Origin of the sequence: Ferrimonas balearica (assembly GCF_019802085.1) — a bacterium.
GTDB classification, from domain to species: domain Bacteria; phylum Pseudomonadota; class Gammaproteobacteria; order Enterobacterales; family Shewanellaceae; genus Ferrimonas; species Ferrimonas balearica_B.
This window is the reverse complement of record NZ_JAHVHV010000003.1, coordinates 430,517-455,477: the sequence shown is the minus strand read 5'-3', so window position 1 is coordinate 455,477 and position 24,961 is coordinate 430,517. Positions and strand designations below refer to the sequence as shown.

Here is a 24,961-nt window from a genome sequence, read left to right as displayed (position 1 = left end):
CCTGGTCAGGAGGGCGGCGCGGACATTACCCTTTGCGCAGGTAATTTTTCGGGTCGACGGCGCGCCCTCGATGGCGTATTTCGAAGTATAGACCTGCCTGATTCAATCCACCGGAGCTGCCGGTCAGGGCGATCACCTCACCCGGAGTGACCTGATCCCCCACCTGTTTGAGCAGGGCCTGGGCGTGGCCGTAGAGGCTGAGGTACTGCTCGCCGTGGTCCACCACCACCACCAAACCGAAGCCCCGCAGCCAGTCGGCGAACACCACCTGACCGGCGCTGATCGCTTTGACTTCGCGTCCCGCGGGGGCCTTGAGCAACCAGCCGTTCCACTTCAGCTGCCCCTCGCGGTGGCTGCCGAAACGGTGGGTAAGCCGACCGCTGGCGGGCCAGGGCAAGGCCCCTTTGCGGTCCGCCAGACCATTGAGGGCCTGGCTCTGGGCCAGCGCCTCCAGGGCTTGCTCGATGGCGGTTTCCAGCACCTCCCGGTCCTCCACCATCAACGCCAGCTGGTTGCTGTCCCGGGCCAGCTGCTGCTCCAGCTTGGCCAGGGCCGCTTGTCGCTCTTTCTGGCGCTGGGCCAGGCGGGCGCGCTCCTGCTCCTGCTGGCGCAGCAGTTCGGCTTGTTGGTTGCGCACTTGCTGTTGCTGGTCGATGACGGCGGCCAGGGCGGCTTCAGTGGCCTTGAGGGCGTCCAGGGCGTCGATCCGGGCCTGGTTGAGGTATTGGTAGTAGACCATCATCCGCTCCAGCGTGGCCGGGTCTTCGTTGCCCAGCAGCAGCGCCGTGTGGTCCTGGCGGCCGCTCATCCAGGCGGTGCGCACCTGGCTGGCCAGCTGATCCCGCTGCTGCCGCTGCTCCTGCTCCAGGGTCTGTTGCCGCTGGCCCAGGCGGACCAGCTCGCTGTCCGCCTCACTGAGGGCGGTCTTTTGTCGCTGCAGCGCCACGGCGCTGTCGCTGATCGCCTTGTCGGTGCGGCGCAGGGCCTGTAGCAGGCTGTCTTTCTCCACCTGGCCCTGGGACAGCTTGGCCTGGCGCTGCTGGATCGCCCGGCTGAGGTCCTGCAGCCGGGCCTGCTGTTCGGCCACCTCGTCGTCACCGGCCACCGGGGTGGCCAGCAACAGCGGCAGCAGCAGGGTGAGCAGGTGCCGGGTCACGACTGGGCGGACGCTTTGAGGGTCAGCAACGGCCGTCCGGTCATCTCCTGGGGGATGGGCATCCCCATCAGGTACAGCATGGTGGGGGCCACGTCGGAGAGGGCGCCGCCGCTGCGGGGCTCGGCGTCCCGTCCGATGTAGATAAAGGGCACCGGCTCGCTGGTGTGGGCGGTGTGGGCCTGGCCGGTGTTGAGGTCGGTCATCTGCTCGGCGTTGCCGTGGTCGGCGGTGATCAGGGCTTCGCCCCCGACCCGCTCCAGGGCCTCCACCACCCGGCCGATGCTGCGATCCACCGCTTCGCAGGCCAGCACCGCGGCGTCGTAGTTGCCGGTGTGGCCCACCATATCGCCGTTGGGGTAGTTGCAGATGATGGTGTCGAACTGGCCAGACTCGATGGCCGCCACCAGTTGATCGGTGAGGGCCTCGCTGCTCATCTGGGGCTGCAGATCGTAGGTGGCCACCTTGGGGGAGTCGATGAGGATCCGCTCCTCGCCCTCGAAGGGGGTCTCGACCCCGCCGTTGAAGAAGAAAGTGACGTGGGCGTACTTCTCGGTCTCGCTGATCCGCAGCTGCTGGCGGCCGGCCTTGGCCATCAGCTCGCCGAAGGTGTTGACCAGGGCTTCCGGCGGGAAGGCGCAGGGGGTGTCGATGTCGGCGGCGTACTGGGTCAGCATCACCAGGGCGGTCAGGGTGGGGCGCACCGCCCGCTGGAAACCGTCGAAGTCGTCCTGAACGAAGGCGCGGGTGATCTGGCGGGCGCGGTCGGCCCGGAAGTTCATGAAGATCAGGCTGTCGCCGTCCGCCAGAGGGGCCCCTTGGCCGATGGCCGTGGGGGCCACGAACTCGTCGTTCTCGTCCCGCTGGTAGGCGGCCTTCAGGGCACTGACGGCGTCATCGGCCCGGTGGCTGCCCTCGGCCTCGGTGATCAACCGGTAGGCCTTTTCTACGCGATCCCAACGCTGGTCGCGATCCATGGCGTAGTAGCGGCCCACCACGCTGGCGATGGCGCCCTTGCCCAGTTCGGCAAACAGGGCCTGGAAGCGGGCCAGGGAGGCCTCGGCGCTGCGCGGCGGGGTGTCCCGCCCATCCAGGAAGGCGTGCAGGTAGATGCGCTCGGCGCCCCGCTCGGCGGCCATGCGGATCATCGCCTCGATGTGATCCTCGTGGCTGTGCACCCCGCCGGGGGAGAGCAGGCCCATGATGTGCACCGCGTGGCCCTTCTCCACCGCCTCATCCACTGCCTTGGCCAGGGCCGGGTTGTGGTTGAACTCGCCGTCGGCGATCGCCTTGGTGATCCGGGTCAGCTCCTGGTAAACCACCCGACCGGCACCCAGGTTGATGTGGCCCACTTCGGAGTTGCCCATCTGACCATCGGGCAGCCCCACGTCCAGGCCGGACCCGGAGATCAGGGTGCTGGGCCGCTCGGCAAACAGCCGGTCCAGGTTGGGGGTGTGGGCGTTGGTGATGGCGTTGTCGGCACTGGGGGCGCGGTAGCCCCATCCATCCAGGATGAGCAGCGCCAGAGGCTTGCGGGCGACGGTCATGGTGATTCCTTGCAGTGGGTGCCGAACCGGCGGCACCGGGGTCGAATGGGTCTCTGGTGGTTCAGTGTACACCGAGGGCGCCGACGCAAACCAGCGGGGGCCACACCGGGACGCCGACGGGGCTGCACCGGCTCGATGGTCGGGGTATACTTGCGGGCCATCATTCCACTTGCTGATTCAGATAACAGGCATTTTCATGCAGGAATACTTCGACTTTTTTGCCCGGAACCCCATTCTCAGTCTGGTCTGGGTGGCCCTGCTGGGCATGTTCATCATGACTCTGGTGAAGAGCAAGCTGAGCAAGTTCAAGACAGTGTCCCACCAGCAGGCGACCCTGCTGATCAACCGCCAGGACGCCAAGATCCTGGACGTACGGGGCGCCGATGAGTTCAAGAAGGGTCACATTGTGGACGCCATCAATGTGCCGCTGTCCCAGATCAAAAATAATCAGCTCGGGGCGGTTGAAAAGCACAAGAACGACCCCATCATTGTGGTGTGCAACGCCGGGATCAGTTCCTCCCAGGCCGCACAGGTACTGGTTAAGGCCGGGTTCGAGCAGGTGTACAACCTGCACGGCGGCATGACCGACTGGAACGCCGCGAACCTGCCGGTGGTCCGCAAGAAAAAGCGCTGAACGTCTGCGGGCCCCATTGGCCCCGGACCAAGTGACGCACCCCAATAGGGGGCACCCGTCCGCAGCATTCCTGGCCGCCACTTTCCGTGGGCGTCCGGCTCGGTGAAGGGAAGCCCGACAAACAACGACGATAAAGGTAGGAAAGACCATGGCAGAAGCAACCAACAACGCCGCCACCAACGAAGAGCAGGCGCCCCAGTTCCAGATCCAGCGCGTTTACACCAAGGACATCTCCTTCGAAACGCCCAACTCCCCCGCCATCTTCCAGAAAGAGTGGAAGCCGGAAGTGAAGCTGGACCTGGACACCCGCAGCGCCAAGCTGGCGGACGACACCTACGAGGTGGTGATCTCCATCACCGTCACCACCAAGGTGGGCGAAGACGTGGCCTTCCTGTGCGAAGTGCAGCAGGGCGGCATCTTCACCATCGCCAACCTGCCTGAGCCGCAGCTGGCCCATGCCCTGGGCGCCGGTTGCCCGAACATCCTGTTCCCCTACGCCCGCGAAGCCGTGGCCAGCCTGGTCAACCGTGGCACCTTCCCGCCGCTGAACCTGGCGCCGGTGAACTTCGACGCCCTGTTCGCTCAGTACCTGCAGAAGCGTCAGCAGGAAGCGGCCGCCTCTGAAGGGGCCCAGGCCGACGCCTGATCCAACCAGGAGCTTTTCAGTTGACTGAACAAGCCGCAATTACGGTACTTGGGGCGGGGTCGTACGGCACCGCCCTTGCCATTTCCCTGGCCCGCAACGGCCACCGCACCGTGCTGTGGGGCCACGAGCCCGAGCACATGGCCGCCCTGGAACGGGATCGCAGCAACGAGGAGTTTCTCCCCGGCGCCGCCTTCCCGGACGCACTGGTGATCGAAGCGGACCTGGGCACCGCCCTGGCCGCCTCCCGCGACACCCTGGTGGTGGTGCCCAGCCACGTGTTTGGCGAGGTGCTGAGTCGGGCCAAGCCCCTGCTGCGCCCGGATGCCCGCATCCTGTGGGCCACCAAGGGGCTGGAGCCGGAAACCGGCCGCCTGCTGCAGGACGTGGCCCGGGAGATGCTGGGGGAGTCCATCCCCCTGGCGGTGCTGTCCGGACCCACCTTCGCCAAGGAGATGGCCGCCGGCCTGCCCACGGCGATCTCCCTGGCAGCGACCGATCCCCAGTTTGCCGAGGACATGGCCAAGCTGCTGCACTGCGGCACCTGGATGCGGGTCTACATCAACCCGGATTTCACCGGCATGCAGCTGGGCGGGGCGGTCAAGAACGTCATCGCCATCGGCGCCGGCATGTCCGATGGCATCGGTTTCGGGGCCAACGCTCGCACCGCGCTGATCACTCGGGGCCTGGTGGAGATGTGCCGTCTGGGATGCTCACTGGGGGCCGACAAGGACACCTTTATGGGCATGGCGGGGTTGGGGGATCTGGTGCTGACCTGCACCGACAACCTCTCCCGCAACCGTCGCTTCGGCCTGGCCCTGGGCCAGGGCAAAGGCGTGGAGCAGGCGATGACCGAGATCGGTCAGGTGGTGGAAGGCTACCGCAACGCCAAAGAGGTCTACCTGCTGGCCAAGCGCCAGGGGGTGGAGATGCCCATCACCGACCAGCTGTACCAGGTGCTCTACGAGGGCAAACCGGTGCAGGAGGCGGCCCGGGCCCTGCTGGGCCGGGACATGAAGCCCGAATAACGGGCCAAGGGTTCAAGGGGGTGCCGAGGCATCCCCTTTTTATTGCAATACTCAGGGTAGTGAAGCTGGGATAACGACAATGCAGACAGACGTGGTAGTGATCGGCGCCGGGGCCGCCGGCTTGATGTGTGCGGCCACCGCCGCCGCCCGGGGGCGCCGGGTGATGGTGCTGGACCACGCCAAGCAGGCGGGTAAGAAGATCCTGATCAGCGGCGGCGGGCGCTGCAACTTCACCAACCTCTACGTGGAGCCGGCCAACTACCTGTGCGCCAACCCCCACTTCCCCAAGTCCGCCCTGGCCCAGTACACCCAGTGGGACTTCATCGACATGGTGGTGCGCCACGGGATCCCCTACCACGAGCGGGACCACGGCCAGCTGTTCTGTGACGACTCCGCCAAAGACATCGTGGCCATGCTGCTCAAGGAGTGCGACCGGGGTCAGGTGCAACTGCGCCTGCGCACCAGCATCGAGTCGGTCAGCCAGGGCGCCGAGGGGTTCAGCCTGGCCACCAGCGCCGGGCGCATCCACTGCGAGTCGCTGGTGGTGGCCACCGGCGGACTCTCCATGCCGAAACTGGGGGCCACCCCCCTGGGGTACCAGATCGCCGAGCAGTTCGGCCTCAAGGTGCGGCCCACCCGTGCCGGTCTGGTGCCCTTCACCCTGCAGCCCCAGGAGAAAGCCCACTTCGAGCCCCTCTCCGGGATCAGCCTGACCACTTCGGTGGTGGCGGATCGCGGCCCCAGCTTTACCGAGCAGATGCTGATCACCCACCGCGGGTTGTCCGGCCCCTCGGTGCTTCAGGCCTCCAACTACCGGGACAGCGGGGAGGCGGTCACCATCGATCTGCTGCCGGCCACCGACGCCGCCGAGAGTCTGGCAAAGGCCCGTCAGGCCTCCCCCAAGCGAACCCTGCAGACCTGGCTGGCGGAGCACTTCCCCGCCCGCCTGGCCGAAGCCCTGATCGCCTACCACGGCTGGAACAACGCGCCCCTGGGTCAGCTCAACAAGGCCACCCTGGAGGCGGTGCCCGCCCAGCTCAACGCCTGGCGGCTCAAGCCCGCCGGCGACGAGGGCTACCGCACCGCCGAGGTCACCCTGGGTGGGGTGGACACCGATGCCCTCTCCTCCAAGACCATGGCCTGCAAATCGGTGCCGGGACTGTTCTTTATTGGCGAGGTGATGGACGTCACCGGCTGGCTGGGGGGCTTTAATTTCCAGTGGGCCTGGAGCAGCGGCTACGTCGCCGGCCAGCACGCCTGAGCCCCCTATCGCCACAAGAAATCCGGTTCAAGGGCAAGACTTTGCCCCGTATGCCCGGGAAGGTATGCTAGGGCCAGGATTAAGGACGACAAGGATGTGCTCTCGTGAAAACGCCATTGCACCTGGCGCACCGGCTGCGGGAACGGTGGCCACTGCCCCGCTGGTCGTTGCTGCTGGTGCTGGGGTTGGCCCTGCTGCTCTACCTGGCCTCCCTGGTGGTGGTGGATTTCGTGCTGGGCCGCGACATGATGCGGGGCCACCTGCAGGACGCCCAGCAACACCTGCTGAAACAGCGGGCGCAGCAGCTGGAGCAACTGATGGTGACCGCCGGGGTCAGCCGCACCGCCGAGGTGGCGGAACAGATCATGCTGCAGTGGGCCCAGGAGGACAGCCTGCTGGCGGCCGCCATCGTAGACCGGGACCAGCGCATCTACTTCGGCAGCCAGCTCATCTGGCGCGGTGGCCAGGCCACCCAACTCCTCGACGGTTACCGCGACGACCTGGCCCGTAAAGCCCTGCTCGGAGGCCGGGCGCAGATCCAACGCGACAGTCAGCGCGGCAGCCTGCAGATCTACTACCCCCTGGCCCAGCTCAAACCCCAGCTGGTGCCCCGCCTGCTCTACCTGGAGCAGGATCTCACCCCATTGAACCGCGTCACCCAGCAGCAGTTTACTGACCGCCTCAGCTGGCTGTGGCTGGTGGCCCTGCTGCTGGCGGCGGGCCTGGTGGCCCTGGGTTACCGCTACGTGGTGGCGCCCCTGCGCCACCTCTCCCGCCAGGTGATGCGCCTGGGGGAGCCGGAGCTGACCCTGCCGCCGGCCTCCGCCATCGCCGAGCTGGGCACCCTGGGCGAACGCATCGAACAGAGCAACCAGCGGCTGCGCCAGAGCTACGCCCAGCTGGTGGCCAGCGAGCAGCGTTGGCTCTACGCCGTGGAGGGCCTCAAGGTGGGGGTCTGGGACTGGCAACTGGACAGCAACCAGGTGTTCTTCTCCCACCACTGGAAATCGATGCTGGGCTATCGGGATGACGAGCTGGTGGCCAGCTTCGACGCCTGGGAGCAGCGCCTGCACCCGGAGGACCGGGCCCGGGTATTGAGCCAGCTGCAGGATTACCTGGAGGGCAATCTGCCCCAGTTCGAGAACCTGCACCGACTCTGCCACCGTGACGGCCACTACATCTGGGTGTTGGATCGGGCGATGATGGTGGATTGGAATCCCGATGGCAGCCCCCGCCGCCTGATCGGCACCCACACCGACGTCACCAATGACCAGGGTCAGCCGCAGCTGGGCCTCAGCGGTGACACCCACGCCTCCGGACTCAACCGCCCCGCCCTGCTGCGCCGCCTGGAGCCGGTGGTGCAGACCCCGCAGGAGGACGAGCGGGCGGCCCTGCTGCTCTACCTCGATCTGGATGACTTCAAGGTGGTCAATGACGTCCACGGCCACCACTGCGGCGATCGCCTGATGGAGCAGGTGGAGATGCGCCTGCAGAAGCTGGTGCCCGAGGCCAGCCTGGTGCTGCGCCTGGAGGGGGACGAATTTGTGGTGGTGGTGACCGGGCTGGATCCCCAGGCCCGTCCGCTGCCGGAGCAGGCCCTGAGCCTGGGACAGAAGATCCATCAGGGGATGCGCCGACCCTGGATCTTGGAGGGACGCCCCCTGCACGTGGGCGCCAGCATCGGCATCACCCAGTTCCACCCGGGCCCGGGCCAGCACCCCAACGACGTGGTGGCCCAGGCGGAGCTGGCGGTGTTCGATGCCAAGGAGCGGGAGCGGGGCACCACCCGACTCTACCGGGCGGAGCTGCACCAGGAGGCCCGCCGCCTGTTGTGGTTGCGAGACGGTTTCTACCAGGCGATGGAGCAGAACCAGCTCAGCTTCCACTATCAGCCGGTGATGGACGGCCAGCGGGAGATCCTCTCCGTGGAGGGGCTGCTGCGCTGGCACCACCCGGAGCGGGGGGAGTTGAACCCCAAGGAGTTTCTGCCGGTGGTGGCCCGCTATGGGCTCAGTGACGCCCTGGCCGAGCGCCAACTGGCCCTGGCCTGTCGCGATATGGCCTCCCTGCGCCGCCATGGCCTGGACCGCATGAGCCTGAACGTCACCCTGCGCCAGCTTCAGGGTCAGCACTTCCTGGCCCAGCTCAAGGCGGAGCTGGAGCGCCACGGGATCCCCGCCGGCGGTTTGGCCCTGGAGCTGTCCACCGAGGAGCTGGACGCCCTGACCCCCGAAGCCTTGGCCCAGCTGGGCCGGTTGCGGGAGCTGGGGGTGCCTCTGGTGCTGGATCGCTTCGGTGGCGGCCCGGGGGCCCTGACCGCGCTGGCCAAGCTGGCGCCGTCAGAGATCAAGCTGGATTGCCGCCACCTCTGGGGGCTGGAGCGGGAGGCCGCCCGTCGCTTGCTGTTGGCCCAGATTCAGCTGGTGCAGGCCCTGGGCCTGCCCTGGACGGCGGAAGGGGTGGATGAAGAGGGGTGGCAGGAGCTGCTGCTGAGCCAGGGGGCGGAGCGCTTCCAGGGCTACCTGTTCAGTGCCCCCCGCCCCCTGCCCTCGCTGCTGAATCTGCTCAGCGGCCAGCCCCATGACGATCAAACCACGCCAGCGCTGAGCGAATAGCGTCGTCGCGGATCGGGTCCCGCTCGATCAGCAGCTCGTGGCGCGCCCCGGCAAACCGCTTAAGGGCGTGCTGGGGCTGGCGCTCACAAAAGGACTCCTGGGCGGCATTGTCGACGATGGTGTCCGCCTCCGCCTGCATCACCAGCAAGGGCGGCTGCACTCGCAGCCGCGCCAGGCGATCGATCTGCTTCAGCGCCTCACTGAGCCAGCGCAGGCTGGGATCCCCCAGCTGCAACTTGGGGCGGGCGTGGTAGAGGGCGCGAAACGCCTGGTAGCGCTCCCGGTCGCCGGTCAGCTGGTTTTCCTCGAAGGTGGGCACGTGGTAGCCCCCGCCCCCGGGGATGTAGCCGTGGGGGCGAACCCGGGCCATCAGGGCCACCAGGGGCTGCAGCAGCCACTTGGGGGCGGGCAGCAGGATCCCGTACATGGGGGCCGACAGGGCCGCCGCCTGGAAGTGGCCCGGGTGACGGGCCAGGTACTCGGTGGCGATGGCCCCGCCCATGGAGTGGCCCAGCAGGAAGCGGTGCCGGTGGCCGGCGGGGGCAATAAAGGCCTGGTAGAGGTGGTGCAGGTCCTCCACGTAGTGGTCGAAACGCTCCACGTGGCCGATCTGGGGGTCCTCCAGCATCCGCCCGGAGCGCCCCTGGCCCCGATGATCCCACAGGTAGAGGCTGTAGCCTTCGGCGTACAGCTGCTCCACCAACTCCCAGTACTTGAGGTAGGACTCCACTCGGCCGCTGCACAGGGCGATGGCCCCCCGCTCCTGGGGATGACGCAGCAGGCTGTAGCGTACCGTGACCCCGTCTACGCCGGGGAATTCACCGTGGCGGGCCTGCTGCCACAGGGGGTGGGCCTCCAGCGCTTCGATCATGAACCGGCTTTGGCCGCCTGGCGGGCCTCGAAGGCCGCCAACTGCTCCGCCGTGGCCGGCTGTTGATGCTTGGCTTTCCATTCGCTGTAGGGCATGCCGTAGATCGCTTCACGGGCGGCGTCGTAGTCCACCTCCACCCCCCGCTCTCCCGCTTCCGCCATGTACCACTTGGCCAGACAGTTACGACAGAAATCCGCCAGGATCATCAGGTCGATGTTCTGCACCTCCTTGTGGTTGTCCAGGTGGCTCAACAGGCGGCGCAATACCGCGGCCTGCACTTCGCTTTCGGTCTGTTTGTCCATGACGGCTCCAATCAAAGGGCGGGGAGACCCCCGCCGGGTTTAGGCGAGTTTAGCCTTGCTGTTGCTGGACGATCCAGGCGTCCACCTGACGCTCCAGTTCCGCCAGGGGCATGGAACCCCCCAGCAGGATCAGGTCGTGGAATTCGCGCAGGTCGAATCGTTCACCCAGGGCATCCTGTGCCTTGCTACGCAGACGCCACAGGGTCAGTTCCCCCACCTTGTAGGAGAGGGCCTGGCCCGGCCAGGAGATGTAGCGGTCGATCTCGGTGCCGACGTTGTGCAGCGACAGGGCGGTGTTGTCCGCCAGGAAGGCCTGGGCCCGTTCGCGGCTCCAGCCCTTGGCGTGCATGCCGGTGTCCACCACCAGGCGACAGGCGCGCCACATCTCGTAGGTGAGGCGGCCAAAGTTGCTGTAGGGGTCCTGGTAGAAGCCTCCCTCCAGGCCCAGCTTCTCGGCGTACAGGCCCCAGCCCTCGCCGAAGGCGCTGATGTAGTGGTAGCGGCGCAGGGGATGCACCTCCTGCTCCTGGCTCAGGGCGATCTGCAGGTGGTGGCCCGGTACCGCCTCGTGCAGGGTCAGGGCTTCCATCTCGTACAGCGGGCGCTTGTCCAGGGCGTAGGTGTTGACCCAGTAGTAGCCGGGCTGGTCATCGGCGCTGGCGCCGGAGTAGCGGCCGGTGGTGTATTTGGGGGCGATCTCCGCGGGCACCTCCATGATGCCGTAGGGGGTGCGCGGCAGGGTCTTGAAGAAGCGCGGCAGCATGGCGTCCGCCTGCTTGGACAGGTAGGCGGCGTAGCGCAGCAGCTCCTCCGGGGTCTGGGCGTAGAACTGGGGATCGGTGCGCAGGAACACGAGGAAATCGGCAAAGCTGCCCTCATACCCCTGCTCGGCGATCACCGCTTCCATCTCGGCGCGGATCCGGGCGACCTCCTCCAGGCCCAGCTGGTGCACCTGATCGGCGGTCATCGGCAAGGTGGTGAAATGACGCACCCGGTTTTCGTAGTAGGCCGGGCCATCGGGCAGCTCGGTGGCGGCGATGCTCTGGCGGGCGCCGGGACGGTACTCGCCGACGAAAAAGTCGTAGTAGCCCTGGTAGGCGGGGATCACCGCGTCGCGCACCAGCGCCAGACCCCGGGCCCGAGCCTCGGCGTGTTCCTCTCCCAACGCCTCGAGGGGGCGGTAGTAGAGGCTCTGTTCCGGGGTTTCGGGGATGAACGCCTGGATGCTGTCTTCGAAGCCGGTCAGCACCACCTGGGGTACGGTGACGCCCTGGGCCAGGCCCTGGCGCATCCAGGCGATCTGCTGATCAAAATAGACCGGCAGGGCCTCAAGGCGGCTGAGGTAGTGGGCCACGTCGGCGTCGTTTTCCAGACGGGCGGACCGGGCGAAGCTGGCCACGTAGGCGTGAAAGCCCCCCTCGGAGGAGAGCGGCATCAGGTGTTCACCGAAGGCGTAGGCGTCCACCCGGTTGTTCAATATGCCGCTTAAGATCGCCAGGTCGACCCGCTCCTCGGCGTTCAGGGCGTCGGCGTCCAGGGCCTCGGCCCGGGCCAGCAGGGCCCGGTAGGCGGCGTCCCGCCGGGCCAGGGCCTGCGGGGAGACGTCCGCCAGGCGACCGGCGGCGTCGGCGTCTCCGAAGCGCTCCGCCAGGGTGGGGGAGCTGGACAGCTGCAGCTGCCAGGTGTCGTCCATCAGTTGGGCCAGGGTGTCGTCGGACTGGGGGGTACCCGCACAGCCGACCAGCAGCAACAGCAGCGTGGCCAAGCACTTTTTCATCGTTTTTTTCCTTGTTTTCTTTATCCTTGTGCTCCACCCCCGGGGAGGGGGTGACGACAGTGTAACGATCCGTCTGGCCAAAAGGGAGGGGGCCGCGGATCCATCAACTCGGGATCCCCCATGACCGACAACACCCTGGTGCTCACCGACTTGCACCGACACCTGGACGGCAGCGTCCGGCCGCAAACCGTACTGGCGCTGGCCCGCCACTTTAACCTGCCCCTGCCGGCGGACACCCTGGCGGCCTTGCGCCCCATACTGCAGGTCACCGAGCCCTGTGCTTCGGTGGAGGCCTTCCTGGCCAAGCTGGATTACCAGGTGGCGGTGCTGGGCAACCTGGACGCGGTGCATCGGGTGGCGCGAGAGAACGTCGAGGATCTGGCCCTGGAGGGGGTCGATTACGCCGAGCTGCGCTTCTCTCCGGCCTACATGGCCGGCCCCCACGGACTGCCCCAGGACGGGGTGGTGGAGGCCGTGGTGGATGGCGTGCAGAGCGCGGCTCGGGCCACCGGGGTGAAGGTGAACCTCATCGGCATCCTCTGCCGCGGCGATGGCGAGGCCGCCTGCCAGCGGGAGCTGGACGCCATCCTGAGCCAGCGGGATCACTTTGTCGCCTGCGATCTGGCCGGCGATGAGCTGGGGTTCCCGGGGGAGCGTTTCGTCGATCACTTCCGCCGGGTGCGGGACGCCGGCCTCAACGTCACCATCCATGCCGGGGAGCCGGGGCCGCCGCAGAGCATCTGGCAGGCGGTGACCGAGTTGGGCGCCACCCGGCTGGGACACGCCACCACCGCGGTCCAGGATCCGCGCCTGATGGCTCACCTGGCCCAGGAGGGGATCGGCATCGAGTCCTGCCCCACCTCCAACGTCCACGCCAACTCGGTAGCCGACTACGAGGTGCACCCCATCCGCCAGTTTGTCGCGGCGGGGATCCCGGTGTGCCTGAACACCGACGACCCCGGGGTGTCCGCCAACTCGGTGCCCTTCGAGTACCGCATGGCCCGGGAGCGGATTGGCCTGACCGACGCGCAGCTGCGCCAGATCCAGCACAACGGCCTGCAGCTGGCCTTTTTGAGCGATGCTGAACGGGCCGAGCTGCGTGCCCGAAAACGCCAGGCCCGGGGGTAATCGGGCACAAAAAAAGCCGCCCTCGGGGCGGCTTTTTCTATTTTGGGCTGGGCTTAGATCACCCGGCTGAACTGCTGCTGACGGGCTTTCTCGCGCAGGTAGCGGTCGAAGCACATGCAGATGTTGCGGATCAGAAGGTTGCCCTGGGAGGTGATGCGGATGATGTTGCCGTCCAGCTCCACCAGTTCGTCCTCCACGAAGGGGGCCAGCAGCTTGAGGTCTTCGGCGAAGTATTCGTCGAAGTTGATGTCCCACTCCTGCTCGATGACGGTCTTGTCCATCTCGAAGTGGCAGATCAGCTGCTTGATCACCGCCCGGCGGATGAAGTCGTCCCGCTCCAGGGAGCAGCCCTTGACCAGGGCGTGACCCTCGGCGTCGATCGCCTCGTAGTAGTCCTTCAGCGCCACCTGGTTCTGGGCGTAGGCGTTACCGATGCTGGAGATGGCGGAGGCGCCCAGACCCAGCAGATCGGCGTCGGGCTGGGTGGTGTAGCCCTGGAAGTTACGGTGCAGCTTGCCGGCGCGCTGCAACTTGGCCAGCTCGTCGTCGGGCTTGGCGAAGTGGTCCATGCCGATGAACTGGTAGCCGTCTTCCACCAGGGTGTTGATGCTGTTTTCCAGGATCTTCAACTTCTGCTGCGGGTTCGGCAGATCGGTCTCGTGGATCTTGCGCTGGGCCGCGAAACGGTGCGGCAGGTGCGCGTAGTTGAAGATGGAGAGCCGGTCCGGGCTGAGATCCTTGATCCGCGCCAGGGTCTTGTTGAAGCTCTCCGGGGTCTGATGGGGCAGACCGTAGATCAGATCGACGTTGGTGGACTGGAAGCCACGCTCGCGGGCGTACTTCACCAGGTCGAAGATGAACTGCTCATCCTGCTCCCGGTTGACCGCCACCTGCACCTCTTTGTTGAAGTCCTGCACGCCGACGGAGATGCGGTTGAAACCCACCTCCTTGAGCACGTCCACGGTCTCCAACTCGATCTCCCGCGGGTCGATCTCGATGGAGAACTCCCCCTCACCGGCGAAGTTGAAGTGCTCTTTGAGCAACCCGGTCAGACGACGGATCTGCTCCTGGTTGAGGAAGGTCGGGGTGCCCCCGCCCCAGTGCATCTGGGTGACGGTGTACTCGGTGAACAGCGGTGCCCGGTTCTTGATCTCCCGCTCCAGGTAATCCAGGTACTGGTCCGCCTTGTGCGGGTGGCGGGTGATGATCTTGTTGCAGCCACAGTAGTAGCAGAGCTTGTGGCAGAAGGGCACGTGGATATAGAGGGAGAGATCCCGCTTGTCGGAGGTGGCGATGGCCTGACGCAGGTCGGCGTCAGCGAAATCTTTATGGAATTCGATCGCAGTGGGGTATGAGGTATAACGGGGGCCTGAGTAGTTGTACTTCTCAATCAGGGCCTGGTTCCAGCTGATCTTATCCTGCACGAAAGCGTCTCCTTGGGATCGGAATGAACGCATTATGCACCTTTTACCGGGCCCCGCCATTGATCGTGGCCCCAAATTTGACCAATGTGGCAACAGAGTTGCGAATGGGGTGTTGAGGATGCTAGGGAAAGTTGTGATGCCGATCGCGCTGTTGGCGATCAGTCTGCCGGCCCTGGGGGCGGGCAAAGCCTGTGAAATTGGCCAGCCGGCGAAGACACCGCAGCACTGGCAGCAGGCCGAGGACGCCGCGCTGCTGACGCGCTGGTGCCGGGTGGCGCAGCTGAGCGGGTTTCACCGCATGGACGTGGACAAATACCGGGACAAGGGCTGGCTCTCGGTGGCCAAGGCCTCGGAGCAGGCCCTGGCCGCCTGCGACCAGGAACGGATCCAGCTGGCGACCTTGCTGGCGGCCCGGGGTCTGGCGCCGCCGGACTGCCCCTGAGCCTCAGCTCAGCTCTGCCAGGGCCGCCAGTTCGTCGCCCATCTTGGGCCCCAGGCGGGACTCCCAGTGGGCGCGCTCCATGTCCAGCTTCATCCGCTCGTTGCGCTTGAGGGCCTTGCGGGCCTCCAGGATGGGGTGGTGGGCGATGTTGTCGTACAGCTCGTGCAGCACCGGGTAGCGCTGGCGCAGCTGCTCCTGATCGGCGTCCGGCAGGGCCCGCAACAGGTTCACCAGGCGCAGCGCCCCTTCCGAGGGCTCACACTGCTGCTGCTGGCAGGCCTTGGCCACCAGCTGGATCTGCTCCAGCAGATCGCTGCGCCGCTGGGCCACGGCCGCCGCCTGGCGCTGTTTGACCTGGCGCAGTTGCCACAACAGGCTGGCGGCGTAGGCCGCCAGCGCCACCACGATCAGCGCGCCCAGCGCCATCATCCATACCGGCATCGTCAATCCTTGTAGTTGTCCAGCATCGCTTCGCCCTGCTCAAAGCGGGCCAGCAGATCGTCTTCCGCGTCCATCGGGGTGTCGTGCTCGGGCGCCTCCTCCTCGTCCAGCCCCAGCTGCTGCATCAGCGCGCCGAGGCGATCCAGGGTGGCGTCCAGCCACTGCTGGTCCTTGGGCTTGAGGGTTTCCCCGGCCTCGGTGCGCTCCAGCAGCAGGTTCAGGCGCGGATCCGACTCCAGCTGGGCCAGCTCCACTTCCGGGGCCAGCGGTGCCGGCTGGGCCGGGGTCTGCTGGTCGACAAACAGGGCCACGGGCTTCTTGCTGCCTTTGCGGGGATCCTGGCCGGTGCCACCGTCCAGGCGCGCCTGAGCGGCCTTGGACAGGCTGTGACGGCTGCCGCTGGCCTGGCCCTTACCGGCTTTCTTGCTCGGCTTCTTGCGGGCGCTGGCTTTCTCCCGGGCCGGCCGGGTCGGGCCGTTGTTGTTCACTTTGCGGGATTTCTTGATTCGGGTCATAAGGCCTCCAATTGGGGGCGGGTTTATATCAGATTATGCCGGTTTTTGCAGCAGGATAACGTCGTTGCCGATGAACTCCAGCCGCAAACCGTCCCGTCGGGCCAGGAACTCGAAGGTGGCCTGGCTGAAAAAACTGACGTGGGTGGGGTCGTTTTTGTAGTGCCATTGGGCGAAGGCCTGGGGGCCGCGCACCAGCTTGGTCATCAGCCCCAGCCAGCCGCCGGGCTTGAGACGTTCCAGCAGCAGCTGCCACTCCCGGGCCGGGCGGTAGAAATGCTCAATGGCCTCGGTGCAGGTGATGAAGTCGTACTGCCGCCGCAGGGGGGCGCGGTCCGGGGCGTAGTAGGGGTCGTACAGTGCCACCGGGTGGCCCGCTTCGCTGAGCATCCGCGACAGGGTGGGGCCCGGGCCACAGCCAAAATCCAGCCCCTCGGCCCCACTGGGCAGTCGGGTCAGCAGCGGGTCGGCCAGCCGCGCCAGGAAACGCCGGTAGCCGGCGTCCGCCGGATCGTTGTTGTGCTTGTCGTACTGGTCCTTCTCGGCCGCGGCCGGCAGCAGGGAGGCGGGATCGGCAAACACCAACTGGCAGCGTTGGCACTGGAAGTAGTGGCGGCGTTTGTCCTGGTGGTAGTGTCCGGTGTCGGTGTGCTGGCACAGCGGGCAGAGCATGGGTGGTCCTGTCGGGTCTCGGGAGCGGCCATTATAGGCGCAATGGCGATAAAAAAGGCGGCAGATTGCTCTGCCGCCTCGCAAGGGTGTCGGAGACACTCCCCCATTCTGTAACCAGGCATTCCATACCTGCGTGAGACTTCCCGGTCTGCTTCCTTCTTTTTATTGCCTGCTTCCGTGCGTGCGTTTTTTGTTAGTGGTCACTCCGGACCTTTTTTCTTTTTCCTGTTATGTCATCCATAACGTCATGGCGTCGTATCCTTACGACCCGGTCATCCTGACCTGAAGGTAACCATCCATGTAAACCCAAAACTCCGTGGGTTCGGGATCTCCGTCCCGTCTCGTCCTGAGTCTTGGCTTCCAGTGCCGCTCCCCATCCTAGGGAGTTTCCTGGTGAACGCTGGCCTTCCTGTCCAAGCGTCCGTTCCGTTTCGGTGACTACTCTACGTAATTTGAGCTGGATCGCAACTTTTTTTCCGACGGGATCTGGCTCAATATATTTTGTTAAATCTATAAGTGCATGATTTGAAAAAGGTTGCCTGGAAACATCCTGCTAACAAGGTGGGGGTGTCTGGCAGACAATATGGCAAATGTCTTACACATGGCCGGGGTTATAACGCACGCACCAATGGATGCGTTGGTGGATGCTGCTGGAAAGGGTCGGACCAATCGTGCATTTCTCTGACGAAGTGGGGCGTGAAAAGGGCTTTTCACTGTCGGCCGGGCACAAAAAAGCGGGCCCGAGGGCCCGCGATTGCCATGGTGCTGTCCCGCTTATTTCAGCGCGCTGATGTACTGGGACAGGATGGCGATGTCTTCGTCGGTGAGGTTCTTCGCCACCCCGCCCATCATGCCGTTCATGTCGTTGTGACGGGAGCCGTCACGGAACTTCTCCAGCTGGATCTTCAGGTAGGTGGGGTGCTGGCTGGCCAGGGCGGGGTAACCGGCCAGGCTCATGCCCTCACCCTTGACGCCATGGCAGGCGACACAGGCGGTGATCTGACGGGCGGCGTCGCCCCCCATGTACAGCTGGTGGCCGCGCTCCTGCACCTCTTCGGCGGCCGCCGGACCGGCGCTGATCTGCTGGCTGGCGAAGTAGGCGGAGATGTCGGCGATGTCCTCGTCGCTCAGGGCCATGGCCATGCCGCTCATGACCGGGTCATGACGCCCTTCCTGGCCACCGGTTTGCGCAGCCTGGCGGAACTCTTTCAACTGCTTGACCATATACCCGGTGTGTTGGCCGGCGATCTTGGGGTACATATCGATGGGGCTGTTGCCATCCATACCGTGACAGGCGATGCAGGTCACGGCCTTCGTCTGGCCCGCTTGGGCGTCGCCCTCGGCCTGGGCCAAGGTGGAGAACATGGACAGCACAGCAAAGACAACAGCAAACTTTTTCATGACGTTCCAACTTATTATATCGGTGGCGTTTCTTTCCCTGCGACATGGGTCCCCTGTTACACTGGGGAGACCACGCAGCGGCATTTTACACGAAATCTGAGCCAGGTCTAAGCTCGGGGGTGTTTTGTGATCCCGTCCCGCTGTTGAGACGACCGTTTTTTGGAGATCCCCGTGACTGAGTTCCAAGTCGACTTCCGTCTCGCGCGCTTTGTCACCAGCGCGCCGGACATTCATCACCTGCCGCCGGACGAGGGGGTGGAGATCGCCTTTGCCGGCCGATCCAACGCCGGCAAGTCCAGCGCCCTCAACACCCTGACCGACCACAACGGTCTGGCCCACACCAGTAAGCGCCCGGGGCGGACCCAACTGATCAACGTCTTTGCTTTAACGGAGCAGAAGCGCCTGGTGGATTTGCCCGGCTACGGCTTTGCCAAGGTGCCGTTGGAGATGAAGCTGAAGTGGCAGGAGGCGTTGGCGGAGTACCTGGAGAAGCGCCAGTGCCTCAAGGGGCTGGTGGTGCTGATGGACGTGCGTCATCCGCTGAAGGACTTGGACCACAACATGATCCGCTGGGGGGTGGCCGCCGGCATGCCGGTGCTGGTGCTGCTGACTAAGGCGGACAAGCTCAAGCAGGCGGAGAAGAACAAGACCCTGCGCCAGGTGAAGGAGACTCTGTCCGAGCTGGAGGGCGAGGTGGTGGTGCAGCTGTTCTCCTCCCTCAAGGGCACCGGCCGGGAGCCGGCTCTGCGGGTGCTGAACGACTGGTTGCACCGGGATGAACAGGCCCAGCAGATGGGCACCCCCGAATAAGAAAAAAGCCGGTGACCAAAAGCGGTCGCCGGCGAAGTAAAAGCTAATTTTGGGGAGAAGCTTTTAAAAAACGATAACAAGACTAAACCGCCACTTGGGAAGGCCTAGTGGTGATAATGTAACCCACCCAGATGACAATTTAAAGTATTTGCTCTAACTTTTGCCGAGTCCCGCATCCCGGCGTTCAGGCACAAAAAAACCCCGACAACCGTGGTTGCCGGGGTGCCAATTTTGGCGATCACCAAAAGGCGATCATAATTAGGTCTGAAAGATAGAACATCTTACCTCTGTACCCTACCGAGACAGCATAACCAAGCCACCCAGACCGGAAAAGCGCTTTCGCCGGTGAATTTGATTATCTGTGATCTGGCTCACGCCGGGGTCTGGGCCCCGGCGCGTCGGCTCAGTGGGCCTGATCCCAGTTCTCCCCCAGGCCGCCTTCGGCCAGCAGGGGCACATCCAGCTCCGCCGCCTGGCTCATCAGCTCGCACAGCGCCGCCTGGTGTTGCTCTGCCTGGGCTTCGCGCACCTCGAACACCAGTTCATCGTGCACCTGCATGATGAGGTGGATCTCCCCTTCCGGCTGTGCCGTCAGGTAGTCCGCCACCAGCAGCATCGCTTTTTTGATGATGTCCGCCGCGGTGCCCTGCATGGGGGCGTTGATGGCGGTGCGCTCGGCGGCCTGCTGGCGCATCTTGTTGCGGGCGTTGATCTCCGGCAGGTGCAGGCGACGCCCCATCAGGGTCTCCACATACTCCTTGTCGTGGGCCTGGGCCTTGGTGCGGTCCATGTAGTCCAGCACGCCCGGGTAGCGGTGGAAGTAGCGATCGATGTAGTCCTGGGCCTCGGCCCGGCCGATGTCCAGCTGCTTGGCCAGACCGAACGCCGACATGCCGTAGATGAGGCCGAAGTTCACCGCCTTGGCCCGGCGGCGCTGCTCGGTGGTGACGCTGTCGAAGGGCACGCCAAACACCTCGGCGGCGGTGGCCTTGTGGATGTCCTTGCCCTGGGCGAAGGCCTCCAGCAGCCCCTTGTCCTGGGACAGGTGGGCCATGATCCGCAGCTCAATCTGGGAGTAGTCGATGGCCAGCAGGCGGTAGCCCTCGGGGGCGACAAAGGCCTGGCGGATCCGCCGCCCCTCGGCGGTGCGGATCGGAATGTTCTGCAAGTTGGGATCCGAGCTGGAGAGACGGCCGGTGGCGGTCACCGCCTGGTGGTAGCTGGTGTGCACCCGGCCCGAGGGCTTGACCAGCTGGGGCAGCTTGTCGGTGTAGGTGTTCTTCAGCTTGGCCAGGCTGCGATGCTCCAGGATGATCTTGGGCAGCGGGTAGTCCAGGGCCAGCTCCTGCAGCACCTCCTCGGCGGTGGAGGGGGCGCCCTTGGGGGTCTTCTTCAGCACCGGGTAGCCCAGCTTGTCGAAGAAGATCGCCTGCAGTTGCTTGGTGGAGCCCAGGTTGAACACCTCGCCGGCGATCTCGTGGGCTTGCTGCTCCAGGCTGTCCAGGGTGGCGGCGATCTCGCTGCTCTGCTGGTGCAGCTGGTCGGTGTCGATCAGCACGCCGTGACGCTCCATGGCGGACATGATGGGCACCAGCGGCAGTTCCAGCTCTTGGAACACCCGGCTGGGCCCGGCCAGCTCCTGCAAGCGGGGCCACAGGTGCTGGTGCAGCTGCAGGGTGATGTCGGCGTCCTCGGCGGCGTAGGGGGCCGCCTCTTCCAGGGGGATTTGGTTGAAGGTCTTCTGCTTGACCCCTTTGCCGGCGATCGCCTCGAAGTGGATGGTTTTCTTGCCCAGGTACTTGAGTGCCAGGTCGTCCATGTTGTGGCGGCCGGCGGTGGAGTTGAAGCAGTAGGACTCCAGCATGGTGTCGAAGGCGATCCCCCGCAGCTGGATGCCGTACTTGGCCAGCACCGACATGTCGTACTTGAGGTTCTGGCCCACCTTGCGGGGGGCGGGATCCTCCAGCAGCGGCTTGAGCTTGGCCAGCACGGCGTCGCGCTCCAGCTGTGCCGGTGCCCCCTCGTAATCGTGGCCCACCGGCAGGTAGGCGGCCTTGCCGGCCTCCACGGCGAAGGAGAGCCCCACCAGTTCCGCGGCCATGTAGTCCAGGCTGGTGGTCTCGGTGTCCAGGGCGAACAGCTCGGCGTCCGCCAGTTTGGTCAGCCAGGTGTCCAGCTGGGCTTCGGTCAGGATCAGCTCGTGCTCGGTCTGGCTCTGGGCCGGGGCGGGGCTGGCGTCGGCCTCCCCGTTGCCCGCGGGCAGCACGGCGCCGCCGTCCAGGACTTCATTGAGCCAGCGGCGAAACTCCAGTTCGCCGTAGAGCTTGGCCAGGGCATCCCGATCCGCATCGCCAATGGTCAGCTGGTCCGGTTTCTCCTCCAGCTCGACGTCGGTCTTGATGGTGGCCAGACGGTAGGAGAGGAAGGCCTCATCGCGGTTCTCCCGCAGCTTCTTGGGCATGGTTTTGCTGCCGCGAAAGCCCAGGGGCACCACGGCGTCCACGTCCTCGTAGATCCGCTCCAGGCTGCCGATCCCCTGCAACATCGCCAGGGCGGTCTTCTCCCCCACCCCGGGCAGCCCGGGGATGTTGTCCACCTTGTCCCCCATCATCGCCAGCAGATCGATGATGAGCTCCGGGCCCACCCCGAACTTGGCCTTGACCCCGGGCACGTCCAGCAGGGTGTCGGTCATGGTGTTGATCAGGGTGACCTTGTCGGTCACCAGCTGGGCCATGTCCTTGTCCCCGGTGCTGATCAGCACGTCGTAGCCGGCGGCTTCCGCCTGCTGGGCCAGGGTGCCGATGACGTCGTCCGCTTCCACGCCGGGAATGGAGATCAGCGGCAGGCCCAGGGCCTGGATGATGGCGTGCAGCGGCGCGATCTGGCTGCGCAGATCGTCGGGCATCGGGGGGCGCTGGGCTTTGTACTCCGGGTAGATCTCGTCGCGGAAGGTCTTGCCCTTGGCGTCGAATACCACCGCCATGTGGCTGGGCCCATACTGTTTCAGCAGGCTGCGCAGCATGTTGACCACACCGTACACGGCCCCGGTGGGTTCGCCCCTGGAGTTGGTCAGATGCGGCGGCGCGTGGTAAGCGCGGTAAAGGTAGGAGGAGCCATCAACCAGGATGAGGGGGGATTGGGCAGACATAGGGGCCGTTTCATCAGTGAATTGAAGGGGCTTAGGATGCCACGTTCCGCGGGGTTGACGCCAGTGTTCACCCTGGCTGACAGGCAGCCCAAACCGCAGCAACTAAGCTGTGGATAACTTTGTGTACAGGCTTTGTGGACAACTTGGGCGGATCCGTGATCCGGATCCTTGCTTTTACAGCAAACGCCCTTGTGCTGCGGGATCCAGAGGGTCCGTAAGTGACTTTACAGCGCGTTTTGTCCGATCACGGCAATGTGGATATTGACAATGCCAGTGGAGTGATATCGGGCAGGGAAGGTTGGGAAAAACAACAGGCTCCTTCCTGAAGTCGAAAGATAACTTAGCATATTATTTAACCGGGTCTACCCCGACATGAAAAAAATGTTAAAACGCTTTGACATATCGCAAAGTCAGTTGAGCAACTCATTGGAATAAAAAGGAGACTTGCCATGAAACCGATCGCGGTGATCCTCAGTGGTGCCGGTGTTTTTGACGGCAGTGAGATCCATGAAGCGGTGTTAACCCTGTTGGCCCTGTCCCGGGCCGGCGTGCCCTACCGCTGTTACGCCCCGGACCGGGATCAGCTGCACGTGGTCAACCACCTCACCGGCGAGGTGGCGGAGGGGGAGCGGCGCAACATCCTGGTGGAGGCGGCCCGCATCGCCCGGGGCGAGATCCAGCCTCTGTCCGCGCTGTCCGCCGAAGCGCACGCCGCGGTGATCCTGCCCGGCGGGTTCGGGGCGGCCAAGAACCTCTGTGATTTCGCCGTGACGGGGGCCGAATGCCAGGTGGCGGAGGACGTCAGCCAGGCCTGTCGAAGCTTTATCCAGGCCGGCAAGCCCAGCGGTTACGTCTGCATCGCCCCCATCATGATGCCGCGGATCTTTGGTGAGGGGGTGCGGGGCACCATCGGCACCGACGTCGACACCGCCGCGGCCTTCAACCTGATGGGGGGCGATCACCAGAGCTGCCCGGTGCAGGAGGTGGTGGTGGATCCCAGCCACAAGGTGGTGTCCACCCCTGCCTACATGCTGGCGGGCAACATCGCCGAGGCGGCGGAGGGGATCGAGAAGCTGGTGGCCGAGGTGCTGGCGATGTGCGAGCGCTAGGCAAAAAAAACAGGCCAGTGTGAGCGCTGGCCTGTAAACGTGTGAGCAATGTGCGTTGGGTGAGTGTGAGCGTCTCACCGGATTGGAACGCAGGTAAACGATAATCAATATCATTTGCCTTTGCAAGTTATTCGTTGCCGTTTTTTAATGCCTTGGTGAGGTGGATGCGGTGATCCGCCAGGGTGTCACCCTTGGCCTCGAACGCTTCGATGCCGTAGCCGTGGCGCAGCAGCATGGCCACCATGGTGGCGTAGCGGTTGCGGCTTTTCACCTTGAGCCGGTCGTAACCCTGGTCGTTGGCCCAGGCCTCCTGGGCCAGCAGCATCTCCCGGGCCAGGCCCAGGGCGCGAAAGTCCGGCAGGATCCCCCCCATCCAGGAGTAGAACACCCCCTCTTCCAGCTGGTAGCCCACCTTGAACCCGGCGGCCTCTCCCTCCACTTCGGCGATCTGGATCAGGTGGGGCACCGACGCCAGTCGGCGCTGGTACTCCTCGGCCCCGTAAGGCTGATTGAATTCCGGGATCTGTTGGCTGATGGCCACCACCTCGTCGATGGTGCCCGGTCGAATGCGTTGTTGGATCATGCGTCGGCTCCGAGTTCGTGGGCCAGTTGGTCGAGATAGCCCTGCATCCAGGCCCAGCGCCGGGCGCCTTCGGCCCGCCCGGCGTCGGTGTTCAGCTGCTCCGGCAGGTGACGCAGCTTGATGTACAGGTGGTCGAGGTTGAAACGGTTGTCGTCCCACTCCCGTCGCTCACCGAAGGGATCGGCCGGGTCATAGAGCGTCCGGCCCCACTGGCCTCCCAGCATCAGGCAGCGAGAAAGGCCGATGGCCCCCAGGGCGTCGAGGCGATCCGCATCCTGAACGATGCGGGCCTCCAGGGTCTCGGGGGCGATGCCGGCGGACCAGCTGTGGGCCATGATGGCGTGGTGGATGGCGCTCAGATGCTCAGCCGGGTAGCCCGCCTCCTCCAGCAGGGCCACTGCCTTGTCGGCACTCAACTGGGAGGCCTGGCTGCGGCGGGGATCCCGCTTGTCCACCAACACGGCGTCGTGCAGCCAGGCGGCGGGCAGGATCACCGCCAGGTTGGCCCCCTCCTCACGGCCCAGCTGGGCGGCGGTGGCCACCACCCGCTGGATGTGGGCCAGATCGTGGGCGCCGTCACTGCCGGCGGCGGCCGCCCAATCTCGGCAGCGTTGCTGCCAGGTGGCATCGAAAGGAGAGGCTGTGGTCATCAGGCTAAAGGCTGTCGTTGGGAATCAGAGGCCAGGAGTTTATCGGTCAGCACCTTCAAAAGCACGCCGTAGGCCGGCAAAAACAGCATCAGGCTGATGGCCAGTTTGAAGACGTAGTCGACGGTGGCGATCTCCACCCAGTGCTCAGCCATAAAGGGATCGGCGCTGGCGTAGAAGGCGACGGAAAAGAACACCGCGGTGTCGACGAAGTTGCCGATCACCGTGGAGGCGGCCGGGGCCACCCACCAGGCAGCATACTGACGCAGCTTGGCGAACACCTTGATGTCCATCAACTGGCCGAACAGGTAAGCGGTGAAGCTGGCCAGGGCGATGCGGGCCACGAAAGCGTTGAACTCCCCCAGGCCGGCCAGGCCGACGAACTGACCGTTCTGCCACACCACGGAGACCAGGTAGGAGATCACCAAAGCCGGCAACATGGCGCCGAAGATGATCCGCCGGGCCGCCCCGGCACCGAAGATCCGGACGGTCAGATCCGTGGCCAGGTAGACGAAGGGGAAGGAGAAGGCGCCCCAGGTGGTGTGGTAGCCAAACAGTTGGAACGGCAGCTGCACCAGAAAGTTACTGGAAGCGATGATGAAGATGTGAAAACTGACCAGCACGGCCAGGGCGCGCTTCATCTGCGCGTCGGTCAAGGAAAGCATCAATGTCACCTTTTTGGTTAGCGGGGTGAGGGAACCCGAACGGCAATAATCAGCCCGGGCCGGGGCGAGTTGAACCCGCTGCCGGCGCGGCGAAGGGCGAAATTATAGGCAGGAAGCGATCCAATGCAAGGCTTTGTTGATCGAAGTA

At 65.1% G+C, this 24,961-nt stretch carries 22 protein-coding genes and 1 pseudogene; 9 read left to right on the top strand and 14 right to left on the bottom strand.

All coding sequences use genetic code 11. The annotated features are described in order from the left end of the window. Nucleotides 1-25: 25 nt before the first annotated feature. Together KUV81_RS19870 and gpmM are read right to left on the bottom strand one after the other, a co-directional pair. Nucleotides 26-1,156, bottom strand: a complete 1,131-nt coding sequence (locus tag KUV81_RS19870) for a murein hydrolase activator EnvC family protein (RefSeq protein WP_222544673.1) — start codon at nucleotides 1,154-1,156, stop codon at nucleotides 26-28. Then, nucleotides 1,153-2,700, bottom strand: coding sequence for a 2,3-bisphosphoglycerate-independent phosphoglycerate mutase (gene gpmM, locus KUV81_RS14885; RefSeq protein ID WP_222544672.1), 1,548 nt, complete (start codon nucleotides 2,698-2,700; stop codon nucleotides 1,153-1,155). The genes KUV81_RS19870 and gpmM overlap by 4 nt, the downstream gene beginning before the upstream one ends. 196 nt (nucleotides 2,701-2,896) lie before the next feature. Between gpmM and KUV81_RS14880 the strand changes: the two genes are divergently transcribed. The 5 genes and pseudogenes from KUV81_RS14880 to KUV81_RS14860 all read left to right on the top strand — a co-directional run bounded on the left by KUV81_RS14880 (nucleotide 2,897) and on the right by KUV81_RS14860 (nucleotide 8,881). Next, on the top strand, nucleotides 2,897-3,334 hold the full coding sequence (locus KUV81_RS14880) for a rhodanese-like domain-containing protein (RefSeq protein WP_222544671.1): 438 nt from the start codon (nucleotides 2,897-2,899) through the stop codon (nucleotides 3,332-3,334). A gap of 148 nt (nucleotides 3,335-3,482) precedes the next feature. Continuing rightward, nucleotides 3,483-3,980: a protein-export chaperone SecB gene (secB, locus tag KUV81_RS14875; RefSeq protein WP_222544670.1), complete on the top strand. Its 498-nt coding sequence runs from the start codon at nucleotides 3,483-3,485 to the stop codon at nucleotides 3,978-3,980. A 20-nt stretch (nucleotides 3,981-4,000) separates the two neighbouring features. Next, the gene (gene gpsA, locus KUV81_RS14870; protein ID WP_222544669.1) at nucleotides 4,001-5,005 is read left to right on the top strand and encodes an NAD(P)H-dependent glycerol-3-phosphate dehydrogenase; all 1,005 of its coding nucleotides are present in this window, start codon (nucleotides 4,001-4,003) and stop codon (nucleotides 5,003-5,005) included. A gap of 64 nt (nucleotides 5,006-5,069) precedes the next feature. Beyond that, a pseudogene (locus KUV81_RS14865) lies at nucleotides 5,070-6,266 on the top strand (NAD(P)/FAD-dependent oxidoreductase); the annotation flags it as partial. Between the two features lie 104 nt (nucleotides 6,267-6,370). Further along, on the top strand, nucleotides 6,371-8,881 hold the full coding sequence (locus KUV81_RS14860) for an EAL domain-containing protein (RefSeq protein WP_222544667.1): 2,511 nt from the start codon (nucleotides 6,371-6,373) through the stop codon (nucleotides 8,879-8,881). Here KUV81_RS14860 and KUV81_RS14855 read toward each other — a convergent pair. The 3 genes from KUV81_RS14855 to KUV81_RS14845 are packed head-to-tail and all read right to left on the bottom strand — an operon-like array spanning nucleotide 8,832 to nucleotide 11,831. Next, nucleotides 8,832-9,752 carry an alpha/beta fold hydrolase gene (locus tag KUV81_RS14855; RefSeq protein WP_222544666.1) on the bottom strand — a complete coding sequence of 307 codons (921 nt, stop codon included), beginning with the start codon at nucleotides 9,750-9,752 and terminating at the stop codon, nucleotides 8,832-8,834. The two genes, KUV81_RS14860 and KUV81_RS14855, sit on opposite strands and share 50 nt — an antisense overlap. Beyond that, entirely contained in the window at nucleotides 9,749-10,054 is a 306-nt protein-coding gene (locus KUV81_RS14850; RefSeq protein WP_222544665.1) for a DUF1244 domain-containing protein, read from the bottom strand. Before KUV81_RS14850 ends, KUV81_RS14855 begins: the two co-directional genes overlap by 4 nt. A gap of 49 nt (nucleotides 10,055-10,103) precedes the next feature. Next, on the bottom strand, nucleotides 10,104-11,831 hold the full coding sequence (locus KUV81_RS14845; RefSeq protein ID WP_222544664.1) for a DUF885 domain-containing protein: 1,728 nt from the start codon (nucleotides 11,829-11,831) through the stop codon (nucleotides 10,104-10,106). A 120-nt stretch (nucleotides 11,832-11,951) separates the two neighbouring features. On the opposite strand from KUV81_RS14845, the gene add reads away from it, so the two are divergent. Continuing rightward, nucleotides 11,952-12,959, top strand: a complete 1,008-nt coding sequence (gene add / locus KUV81_RS14840) for an adenosine deaminase (protein WP_222544663.1) — start codon at nucleotides 11,952-11,954, stop codon at nucleotides 12,957-12,959. Nucleotides 12,960-13,012: 53 nt separating this feature from the next. On the opposite strand, the gene hemN is transcribed toward add, so the two are convergent. Then, complete coding sequence (gene hemN / locus KUV81_RS14835) at nucleotides 13,013-14,416, bottom strand: oxygen-independent coproporphyrinogen III oxidase (protein ID WP_261389414.1); 1,404 nt, start codon at nucleotides 14,414-14,416, stop codon at nucleotides 13,013-13,015. A gap of 103 nt (nucleotides 14,417-14,519) precedes the next feature. Here hemN and KUV81_RS14830 point away from each other — a divergent pair, with 103 nt between their 5' ends. Further along, nucleotides 14,520-14,825 (top strand): hypothetical protein, encoded by a 306-nt coding sequence (locus KUV81_RS14830; protein WP_222544662.1) that lies wholly within the window; start codon nucleotides 14,520-14,522, stop codon nucleotides 14,823-14,825. 3 nt (nucleotides 14,826-14,828) lie between these two features. On the opposite strand, the gene KUV81_RS14825 is transcribed toward KUV81_RS14830, so the two are convergent. The 4 genes from KUV81_RS14825 to KUV81_RS14810 all read right to left on the bottom strand — a co-directional run bounded on the left by KUV81_RS14825 (nucleotide 14,829) and on the right by KUV81_RS14810 (nucleotide 17,851). Then, nucleotides 14,829-15,266 carry a DUF2489 domain-containing protein gene (locus KUV81_RS14825; protein ID WP_222544661.1) on the bottom strand — a complete coding sequence of 146 codons (438 nt, stop codon included), beginning with the start codon at nucleotides 15,264-15,266 and terminating at the stop codon, nucleotides 14,829-14,831. 2 nt (nucleotides 15,267-15,268) lie between these two features. Next, complete coding sequence (gene yihI / locus KUV81_RS14820) at nucleotides 15,269-15,781, bottom strand: Der GTPase-activating protein YihI (protein ID WP_222544660.1); 513 nt, start codon at nucleotides 15,779-15,781, stop codon at nucleotides 15,269-15,271. A gap of 33 nt (nucleotides 15,782-15,814) precedes the next feature. Beyond that, nucleotides 15,815-16,450: a class I SAM-dependent methyltransferase gene (locus KUV81_RS14815; protein ID WP_222544659.1), complete on the bottom strand. Its 636-nt coding sequence runs from the start codon at nucleotides 16,448-16,450 to the stop codon at nucleotides 15,815-15,817. Nucleotides 16,451-17,224: 774 nt separating this feature from the next. Beyond that, entirely contained in the window at nucleotides 17,225-17,851 is a 627-nt protein-coding gene (locus KUV81_RS14810) for a c-type cytochrome (protein WP_222544658.1), read from the bottom strand. 171 nt (nucleotides 17,852-18,022) lie between these two features. Between KUV81_RS14810 and yihA the strand changes: the two genes are divergently transcribed. Next, a complete protein-coding gene (gene yihA / locus KUV81_RS14805; protein ID WP_222544657.1) occupies nucleotides 18,023-18,661 on the top strand; it encodes a ribosome biogenesis GTP-binding protein YihA/YsxC in 639 nt (212 codons plus the stop codon). A 403-nt stretch (nucleotides 18,662-19,064) separates the two neighbouring features. Here yihA and polA read toward each other — a convergent pair whose 3' ends face one another. Continuing rightward, on the bottom strand, nucleotides 19,065-21,809 hold the full coding sequence (gene polA, locus KUV81_RS14800) for a DNA polymerase I (protein WP_222544656.1): 2,745 nt from the start codon (nucleotides 21,807-21,809) through the stop codon (nucleotides 19,065-19,067). A 449-nt stretch (nucleotides 21,810-22,258) separates the two neighbouring features. On the opposite strand from polA, the gene elbB reads away from it, so the two are divergent. Continuing rightward, entirely contained in the window at nucleotides 22,259-22,918 is a 660-nt protein-coding gene (elbB, locus tag KUV81_RS14795) for an isoprenoid biosynthesis glyoxalase ElbB (RefSeq protein WP_222544655.1), read from the top strand. Between the two features lie 127 nt (nucleotides 22,919-23,045). Here the strand turns inward: elbB and KUV81_RS14790 are convergent, their stop codons facing one another. Genes KUV81_RS14790 through KUV81_RS14780 form a run of 3 tightly spaced genes read right to left on the bottom strand, consistent with a single transcriptional unit; the run spans nucleotide 23,046 to nucleotide 24,813 of the window. Continuing rightward, nucleotides 23,046-23,501 carry a GNAT family N-acetyltransferase gene (locus KUV81_RS14790; protein ID WP_222544654.1) on the bottom strand — a complete coding sequence of 152 codons (456 nt, stop codon included), beginning with the start codon at nucleotides 23,499-23,501 and terminating at the stop codon, nucleotides 23,046-23,048. Beyond that, nucleotides 23,498-24,151, bottom strand: coding sequence for an HD domain-containing protein (locus tag KUV81_RS14785; RefSeq protein ID WP_222544653.1), 654 nt, complete (start codon nucleotides 24,149-24,151; stop codon nucleotides 23,498-23,500). Before KUV81_RS14785 ends, KUV81_RS14790 begins: the two co-directional genes overlap by 4 nt. Further along, nucleotides 24,151-24,813 (bottom strand): 7-cyano-7-deazaguanine/7-aminomethyl-7-deazaguanine transporter, encoded by a 663-nt coding sequence (locus tag KUV81_RS14780; protein WP_222544652.1) that lies wholly within the window; start codon nucleotides 24,811-24,813, stop codon nucleotides 24,151-24,153. Before KUV81_RS14780 ends, KUV81_RS14785 begins: the two co-directional genes overlap by 1 nt. Between the last annotated feature and the right edge of the window lie 148 nt (nucleotides 24,814-24,961).

Excerpts from the sequence above, each read along its gene's own strand:
- KUV81_RS14880 (WP_222544671.1), top strand. The coding sequence starts at position 2,897 with ATGCAGGAATACTTCGACTTTTTTGCCCGGAACCCCATTCTCAGTCTG.
- KUV81_RS14825 (WP_222544661.1), bottom strand. The coding sequence starts at position 15,266 with ATGCCGGTATGGATGATGGCGCTGGGCGCGCTGATCGTGGTGGCGCTG.
- gpmM (WP_222544672.1), bottom strand. The coding sequence starts at position 2,700 with ATGACCGTCGCCCGCAAGCCTCTGGCGCTGCTCATCCTGGATGGATGG.
- add (WP_222544663.1), top strand. The coding sequence starts at position 11,952 with ATGACCGACAACACCCTGGTGCTCACCGACTTGCACCGACACCTGGAC.
- secB (WP_222544670.1), top strand. The coding sequence starts at position 3,483 with ATGGCAGAAGCAACCAACAACGCCGCCACCAACGAAGAGCAGGCGCCC.
- hemN (WP_261389414.1), bottom strand. The coding sequence starts at position 14,416 with ATGCGTTCATTCCGATCCCAAGGAGACGCTTTCGTGCAGGATAAGATC.
- KUV81_RS14780 (WP_222544652.1), bottom strand. The coding sequence starts at position 24,813 with ATGCTTTCCTTGACCGACGCGCAGATGAAGCGCGCCCTGGCCGTGCTG.
- KUV81_RS14810 (WP_222544658.1), bottom strand. The coding sequence starts at position 17,851 with ATGAAAAAGTTTGCTGTTGTCTTTGCTGTGCTGTCCATGTTCTCCACC.
- polA (WP_222544656.1), bottom strand. The coding sequence starts at position 21,809 with ATGTCTGCCCAATCCCCCCTCATCCTGGTTGATGGCTCCTCCTACCTT.
- yihI (WP_222544660.1), bottom strand. The coding sequence starts at position 15,781 with ATGACCCGAATCAAGAAATCCCGCAAAGTGAACAACAACGGCCCGACC.
- KUV81_RS14845 (WP_222544664.1), bottom strand. The coding sequence starts at position 11,831 with ATGAAAAAGTGCTTGGCCACGCTGCTGTTGCTGCTGGTCGGCTGTGCG.
- KUV81_RS14830 (WP_222544662.1), top strand. The coding sequence starts at position 14,520 with ATGCCGATCGCGCTGTTGGCGATCAGTCTGCCGGCCCTGGGGGCGGGC.
- KUV81_RS14850 (WP_222544665.1), bottom strand. The coding sequence starts at position 10,054 with ATGGACAAACAGACCGAAAGCGAAGTGCAGGCCGCGGTATTGCGCCGC.
- KUV81_RS14855 (WP_222544666.1), bottom strand. The coding sequence starts at position 9,752 with ATGATCGAAGCGCTGGAGGCCCACCCCCTGTGGCAGCAGGCCCGCCAC.
- KUV81_RS14790 (WP_222544654.1), bottom strand. The coding sequence starts at position 23,501 with ATGATCCAACAACGCATTCGACCGGGCACCATCGACGAGGTGGTGGCC.
- elbB (WP_222544655.1), top strand. The coding sequence starts at position 22,259 with ATGAAACCGATCGCGGTGATCCTCAGTGGTGCCGGTGTTTTTGACGGC.
- KUV81_RS14785 (WP_222544653.1), bottom strand. The coding sequence starts at position 24,151 with ATGACCACAGCCTCTCCTTTCGATGCCACCTGGCAGCAACGCTGCCGA.
- KUV81_RS14815 (WP_222544659.1), bottom strand. The coding sequence starts at position 16,450 with ATGCTCTGCCCGCTGTGCCAGCACACCGACACCGGACACTACCACCAG.